Below are 6,374 nucleotides of genomic sequence, written 5' to 3' on the forward strand. Positions count from 1 at the left end.
CGCAGCGACCGAGCCCGTGGCCGAGGGCACGGGCGGCGGCATCCTCGGCCTGGCCGCGGCGGCGGTCCTCGTCGCCATCGGCGCCGGCGCCGTCCTGGGCCGCGACCACCTGCGCAGGCTGGTCCGCCGCTGACGGCTCACGATCCCCCGGACCGGTCCGGCTGACCTCCCCCGTCGCCGGATCGGTCCGAGGCCGAGCGCACCCTCACCAGACCGGTCCATCCCCGGCGCCTCGCCGGACCGGTCCCCCCAGCGCCCGGCCAGTCCCACCGCCGAGCTCGTGCCTCCTCGCTCGCGCGGTTCCACGAGGGCGTCCCCGCACCGGGGACGCCCTCGTGGCGTCGCTGCCCCTTCACGGCGGCCGGTCGCCGGAAGGGGCAGCCCCTCGTCGGGGGAGGGTCAGCCCGGCTCCTCGGGGAGGAGCGCCTTCTCGTCGGGCTTGTGCACGAGCACGTTGTCGACGTACGACTTCACCGCGGCCGTCAGCCCAACGTCGGCGCCGGCCGCCTCCGACAGGTACCACCGGTGATCCAGCACTTCGTGGAACAGCTGGGCCGGCTCCAGCTTGCCCCGCAGCTCCGCGGGGATGGCCGCCACCGTCGGCTGGAAGACCTCCGCCAGCCACCGGTGCGCCACGATCGCCTCGTCCTCGTGCCGCAGTCCCTTGGCCACCCGGAACCCGTCGAGGTCGTTCAGCAGCCTCCGAGCCTGGTTCTCCTCCACGTCGAGCCCGGTCAGGCGGAGCAGCCGCCGCTGGTGGTGACCCGCGTCGACCACCTTCGGCCGGACGATCAGCCGCCCGGTGCCGACCTTGCGCCGGACCATCATCTCGGCCACGTCGAACCCGAGCAGGTTGAGCCGCCTGATCCGGTGCTCCACCCGGTGCCAGTCGACCTCTTCGATGATCTCGTCCTGGGTGATCTCCTCCCACAGCCGGTGGTAGCGGCCGACGATGTCCTCGGCGGTGTCCATCGGGTCGATGGAGGGGTGGAGCAGGCCACCCGCCTCCAGGTCGAGCATCTCGCCGAAGATGTTGGTGTGGGCGATGTCGATGTCGCCCAGCCGCTGCCCCTCGCTGATCATGGGATGCATCTCGCCGGTCTCCGCGTCCACCAGGTAGGCGGCGAACGCCCCGGCGTCCCGGCGGAAGAGGGTGTTGGACAGAGAGCAGTCGCCCCAGTAGAAGCCGGTCAGGTGCAGCCGCACGAGCAGCACGGCGAGCGCGTCGAGCAGGCGGGTGAGCGTGTCGGGCCGCAGCGTGCCCGACATGACGGCCCGGTAGGGGAGCGAGAACTGCAGGTGCCGGGTGATCAGCGCCGCGTCGAGCCCCTCCTCCCTGCCGGTGACGTAGGCGACCGGCTCCACGGCCGGTGCGTCGAGCCTGGCCAGGTCCCACAGCAGCTGGTATTCGCGCTTGGCGTACCTCTCGCTGATCTCCTTGATCGCGTAGACCTTGCCGGACAGCCGGGCGAAGCGCACCACGTGCCGTGAGATGCCGCGGGGGAGATCGACCAGACGGTGCTGTGGCCAGTCGGCGAGCGGGACGTCCCAGGGAAGGCCGATCAGGTCGGGGTCGTCGAGCGCGCCGGTGATCTGGAGGGGCATGCCATCAGGATATTGTGCGGCGGTGGACGAGTTTCTCGCGTGGTACTTCTCCCGACACCCCGTCACCGCAAGCAACCTCGGAGCCGGCGGCTACGACCACACGCTCGGCGACTTCTCCGCCGAAGCCCTGACCTCGCGCACCCGGGAGGCGGAGCACTGGCTGAACCGGCTCTCCCGGCAGGAGACGCCGGCACCGGACGACGCGATCGACAGGGACCTCGTGCTGTCGCAGCTAAGAGGCTCCATCGCGCTCGCGTCCTGGCCCGACTGGCGCCGCGACCCCGCCGCCTACCTCTCGCCGATCTTCGCCTCCATGTTCACCCCGTTCCAGCAGCGGCTCAAACCCGAGCCCGACCTCGTGGCGGCCGCCGTCCTGCGGCTGGCCGAGGTGCCCGGCGTGCTGGCCGCCTGCCGCGCCAACCTGGACCCCGACCTCGCCGCGCCGCTCCTGGTCGAGCGCGGGCTCGGGCAGGCCCGCACCGGGCGGCGGTTCCTCACCGAGACCGTGCCGTCGATGGTCCGGGACAACGGGCTGCGCGCCAAGCTGGCCGAGGCCGCCGGGCCCGCCGGCCACGCCTTCGACGACCTGGTGGCCTTCCTCGAGGGCTTCCGGTGCGGAGGGAGCTGGCGGATGGGGGAGCGGCTCTACTCCACGCTGCTGCGCGAGCGCGAGCTGCTCGGGTACGGCGCCGCGGAGCTGCACGAGAAGGGCAGGGCGGCCTGGGCGGAGCTGGACGGGCGGATGCGCGAGGTCGCCGCGCGCGTCAACGGCACCGGCGACTGGCGGGCCGCGATGGAGTCGCTGATGGACGACCACCCTCCGACGCTGGAGGCCATGCGCGACGAGTACGAGGCCGAGACGCGGCGGGCCCGCGAGTTCGTCCGGAGCCGCGACCTGGTCACCTTCCCCGAGGGGGACGAGTGCCTGGTGCTGCCCTCGGCGGAGTACGTCAGGCCGATCCTGGCCGTGGCCCACTACCTGGCGCCGCCGCCGCTGACCAGCTCGCGCACCGGCGTCTTCTTCGTGCCGTACACGCCCGACGACTTCACCGAGGAGCAGGTGCGACAGCGCCTGCGCACGAACTCGCGGGCGCAGATGCCGTCGATCGCCGTGCACGAGGCCTACCCCGGCCACCACTGGCACCTGTCGCACATGGCCGGCAACCCGAGGACCGTGCGGCAGGTCTTCCGCACGCCGTACTTCACCGAGGGCTGGGCCCTCTACGTCGAGAAGATGCTGCACGAGCAGGGCTACTTCGACACGCCCGCCACCGAGCTCGCCCACCTCGACTGCCGCATCTTCCGCGCCGCCCGGATCGTCGTGGACACCGCGCTGCACTGCGACGACATGTCGGTCGAGGAGGCCGAGACGTTCATGTCCACCAGCGCGTCCCTCTCGCCGGGCACGGCCAAGGGCGAGGTCGGCCGCTACTGCGCCTGGCCGACGCAGGCCCCGTCCTACCTCACCGGCGCCATCGAGATCGACCGGATCAGGGAGTCGTACCAGGGCTCGCTGAAGTCGTTCCACGACAGGATCGCCGGCTCCGGCGGGCTGCCGCTCGGCCTCGCCGAGCAGGCCGTCACGGCGTCCGGCGGGGGAACACCGGAGGGTTGAGCGCGCGCTCGACGACGGCGTCGAGCTGCTCGGCCGTGAGCACGGCCGGCCGGCCCACGCCGAGCGCCCGCACGTAGACCTCGCAGAGCCACTCCAGCAGCCGGGTGGCCTCGAAGGCCTCCTCCAGCGTGGCGCCGATGGTCACCCCGCCGTGGTTGGCCATCAGCGCCGCCCGCCTGCCCTCGAGCGCCGCCCGGACGTTGGCCGCCAGCTCCGGAGTGCCGTACGTGGCGTAGGGCGCGACCTTCACCGCCCCGCCCAGCAGCAGCGCGTTGTAGTGGACCGGCGGCAGCTCGGTCATCGTGGTGGCCACGACCGTGCCGAACACCGAGTGCGTGTGGACGACGGCCTGGGCATCGGTGGCCTCGTAGACGGCCAGGTGCATGGGGGTCTCCGAGGACGGCTGCAGCTCGCCCTCCACCAGGTGCCCCGCCACGTCCACGACGGGACACGTCTCCGGGGTCAGCCGGTCGAGCGCGACGCCCGACGGGGTGACGGCGACGAGGTCGCCCTGGCGCACGCTGAGGTTGCCGGACGTGCCGATCACCAGGCCCAGCTCGACGGCCCGCCTGCCGTACTCGCACAGCTGCTCGCGGAGGCTCATGAGCCCGCAATGTAGTCGGTCGTCCGAAATACAGCAACGCTGTTGACAGGCGCAGTGGCTGAACGTACGTTCGAGTTCGCAAAGTTACATACTCGCGGTATGGAAGAAGGTCCGCTCATGAGCGCGTCACCCGTCGCGATCTACGGCGCCAACGGCCACACGGGCCGCCTGGTCGCCGCCGAGCTCCTCGCTCGCGGTCAGGACGTCGTCCTCGCCGGGCGCGACGCCGCCGCCCTGGCGGCGTTAGCCGCCGAGATCGACACGCCGGAGCGCGTCCGGACGCACGTCGCGCCGCTGGACGACCAGGCGGCACTGCGCGAGCTCTGCGCGGGCGCGGCCGTGCTCATCCACTGCGCCGGCCCTTTCGCGCGCACCGCCGAGCCCGTGGCCTCGGCCGCGGTGGCGGCGGGCTGCCACTACATCGACCACGCCGTCGAGCCGCACCCCGTCAGGTGGCTGTTCGACGCCATGCGGGAGCCGGCGCGGCGCGCGGGCGTCGTGATCGTGCCGCAGCTCAGCTTCTACGGCGGCATCGCCGACCTGCTCGCCTCGGCTGTGACCGCGGGGCTGCCCGGGGTCGACCGGGTGACGGTCGGCTACGCGGTGACCGGCTGGCGGATGACCCCGGCGGCCGTCAGGACGGCCGAGCTGCTGATCGGGGAGATCGACCGGGTGACGTTCGCGGACGGCGTGCAGCGGGTGGGGCCGGTGGAGATCCGCAACACGGTCTTCCCGTTCCCGCCGCCCGTCGGGCCACGGACCATGATCGCGCCGTTCCCCTCCGGCGAGGTGGTGACGATCCCGCGGCACGTGCCGGCCCGGACGGTCGAGTCGCAGCTCACGTCCAGCACGTTCGAGGAGGAGCAGATCTTCACCAGCCAGGACGCGTCGCCCGCCGAGCGGGCGCGCAGCGAGTTCACCGTGGCCGTGCGCGCGACCTCGCCCGGGGGCGGCGGGCGCAACGGGCACGTGCGCGGGGAGGACATCTGGCGGGCCGGCGTGCTGGCGTCGGTGGAGGGCGCGGTGCGGCTGCTGCGCGGCGACGGGCCGCCCGAGGCCGGGGTGCTCAGCTCGGCCGAGGCCTTCCCCGCCGAGCCCTTCCTGCGCCGGCTGGAGGACCTGGGCGCGTTCTCCCTCCACCTGTGAGCCGGAGCCCGGTCAGCGGGCTCGGGCCAGCCGGTCGAGGTGGGTGAGCATGAGCCGTTCCAGGTCCACCCGGGTCAGCCGGCCCGGGTAGAGGAGCAGGTGCAGGCTGAGGCCGTCGACCAGGGCGAGCAGGTGCTCGGTCACGTCGTCGAGGTTGTCGTCGCCGCTCAGCTCCCCGGCCGCCCGAGCCTCGGCCAGCAGCCCCCGTACGGCTGAGCGGAGCTCGGCGGCCTCCGCGCGCTGCACCTCGGCGAGCCGTTCCGCGGCCAGGCTACGGCTCCAGAAGCTCACCTCCAGGCGCGTCTCCTGGGTGCGTTCGGCGTCGAGCGGCAGGTTGTCCAGCAGCAGCTCGCGCAGCGCGGCCAGCCCGCTGACGCCCCCCACCTTCCGGGTCAGGCGCTCGCGGATGCGCTGGTGCGACTGGCGCAGCGCGGACAGCAGGATCTCGTCCTTGTCGGCGAAGTAGTGGGCGAGCACCCCGTTGGAGTAGCCCGCCTCCTTGGCGATGGCACGGGTCGTCGCGGCGTCGATGCCGTCTCTGACGATCACCCGGCGGGCCGCCGACAGCAGCTCGCGCCTGCGCTCGTCGTGGTCCACGATCTTCGGCATCGCGCTCCTTCCATCGTTCTGCTGTCACCATATTGACTTTTTATTCGGACGTCTGTCTATTTAGACCATGACCGTCGCACCCCCCGCAACCGTCGCCACCGTCGGCGTCCACATCGTCGACGTCCTCGCCAGGCCCGTCGAGCGCATCCCGGAAGGCCAGGACACCGTGCTGGTCGACCAGATCCGCCTGACGGCCGCGGGCGCCGCGGCCGGGACGGCGGTGGACCTGGTCAAGCTGGGCAACCGCGTCGTCACCATGGGCGCCGTCGGCGACGACGAGCTGGGCGACTTCCTCGTGGCGGTGCTGGCCAAGCGCGGCGTGGACGTCTCGCGCCTGGCGCGCAGGCGGGGCGAGCAGACCGCCGCGTCCATCCTGCCGATCCGGCCCGACGGCGGGCGGCCCAGCTTCCACGTGCCCGGGGCGAACCTCGGCGTCACGTTCGCCGACCTGGACGTCGAGACGCTGCGCGCGGTCCGGGCGGTGCACCTCGGCGGCATGGACGTCACCTTCGGGCTGGGCGACCCGGCGTTCCTCGGCCTGCTCGACGAGCTCCGCGCGGACGGCGTCATCGTGACCATGGACCTGCTCTCCGAGATGCCCGACCTGCTCGGCATGGCCCGCGCCTTCCTGCCGCACGTGGACTACGTGCTGCCCAACGAGTCGCAGGCGCTGCTCATGGCCGGGCTCACGGCCGGGCTCATGGCCGGGCCTTCGGCCGGACGGTCCGCCGGCGCGCGGCCGACCACGAGTGACGTGCGGGCCGCGGCGGGGGAACTGCTCGCCGCCGGGCCGCG

General features: G+C 72.9%; 6 protein-coding genes. 3 read left to right on the plus strand and 3 right to left on the minus strand.

Features of this window, described 5'->3' with window-relative positions; translation table 11 throughout:
- Positions 1 to 399: 399 nt before the first annotated feature.
- Positions 400 to 1,605 (minus strand): DUF4032 domain-containing protein, encoded by a 1,206-nt coding sequence (locus DQW85_RS29780; RefSeq protein WP_113703154.1) that lies wholly within the window; start codon positions 1,603 to 1,605, stop codon positions 400 to 402.
- Between the two features lie 22 nt (positions 1,606 to 1,627).
- Between DQW85_RS29780 and DQW85_RS29785 the strand changes: the two genes are divergently transcribed.
- Positions 1,628 to 3,220, plus strand: coding sequence for a DUF885 domain-containing protein (locus tag DQW85_RS29785; protein ID WP_113703155.1), 1,593 nt, complete (start codon positions 1,628 to 1,630; stop codon positions 3,218 to 3,220).
- Here DQW85_RS29785 and DQW85_RS29790 read toward each other — a convergent pair.
- Positions 3,186 to 3,824 (minus strand): class II aldolase/adducin family protein, encoded by a 639-nt coding sequence (locus tag DQW85_RS29790; RefSeq protein ID WP_113703156.1) that lies wholly within the window; start codon positions 3,822 to 3,824, stop codon positions 3,186 to 3,188. The two genes, DQW85_RS29785 and DQW85_RS29790, sit on opposite strands and share 35 nt — an antisense overlap.
- Positions 3,825 to 3,941: 117 nt before the next feature.
- Between DQW85_RS29790 and DQW85_RS29795 the strand changes: the two genes are divergently transcribed.
- Positions 3,942 to 4,970 (plus strand): saccharopine dehydrogenase NADP-binding domain-containing protein, encoded by a 1,029-nt coding sequence (locus tag DQW85_RS29795; RefSeq protein ID WP_113703157.1) that lies wholly within the window; start codon positions 3,942 to 3,944, stop codon positions 4,968 to 4,970.
- A gap of 12 nt (positions 4,971 to 4,982) precedes the next feature.
- On the opposite strand, the gene DQW85_RS29800 is transcribed toward DQW85_RS29795, so the two are convergent.
- On the minus strand, positions 4,983 to 5,579 hold the full coding sequence (locus DQW85_RS29800; RefSeq protein WP_113703158.1) for a TetR/AcrR family transcriptional regulator: 597 nt from the start codon (positions 5,577 to 5,579) through the stop codon (positions 4,983 to 4,985).
- A gap of 67 nt (positions 5,580 to 5,646) precedes the next feature.
- Between DQW85_RS29800 and DQW85_RS29805 the strand changes: the two genes are divergently transcribed.
- Positions 5,647 to 6,374 (plus strand): carbohydrate kinase family protein (locus tag DQW85_RS29805; protein ID WP_162795480.1); only part of this gene is annotated, 728 nt, incomplete at its 3' end.

The organism is Nonomuraea lactucae, from assembly GCF_003313395.1.
Classification (GTDB): Bacteria; Actinomycetota; Actinomycetes; order Streptosporangiales; family Streptosporangiaceae; genus Nonomuraea; species Nonomuraea lactucae.

What these genes read in the sequence shown, in the direction of transcription:
- DQW85_RS29800 (WP_113703158.1), bottom strand. Translation starts at nt 5,579, where the DNA reads ATGCCGAAGATCGTGGACCACGACGAGCGCAGGCGCGAGCTGCTGTCG.
- DQW85_RS29780 (WP_113703154.1), bottom strand. Translation starts at nt 1,605, where the DNA reads ATGCCCCTCCAGATCACCGGCGCGCTCGACGACCCCGACCTGATCGGC.
- DQW85_RS29795 (WP_113703157.1), top strand. Translation starts at nt 3,942, where the DNA reads ATGAGCGCGTCACCCGTCGCGATCTACGGCGCCAACGGCCACACGGGC.
- DQW85_RS29790 (WP_113703156.1), bottom strand. Translation starts at nt 3,824, where the DNA reads ATGAGCCTCCGCGAGCAGCTGTGCGAGTACGGCAGGCGGGCCGTCGAG.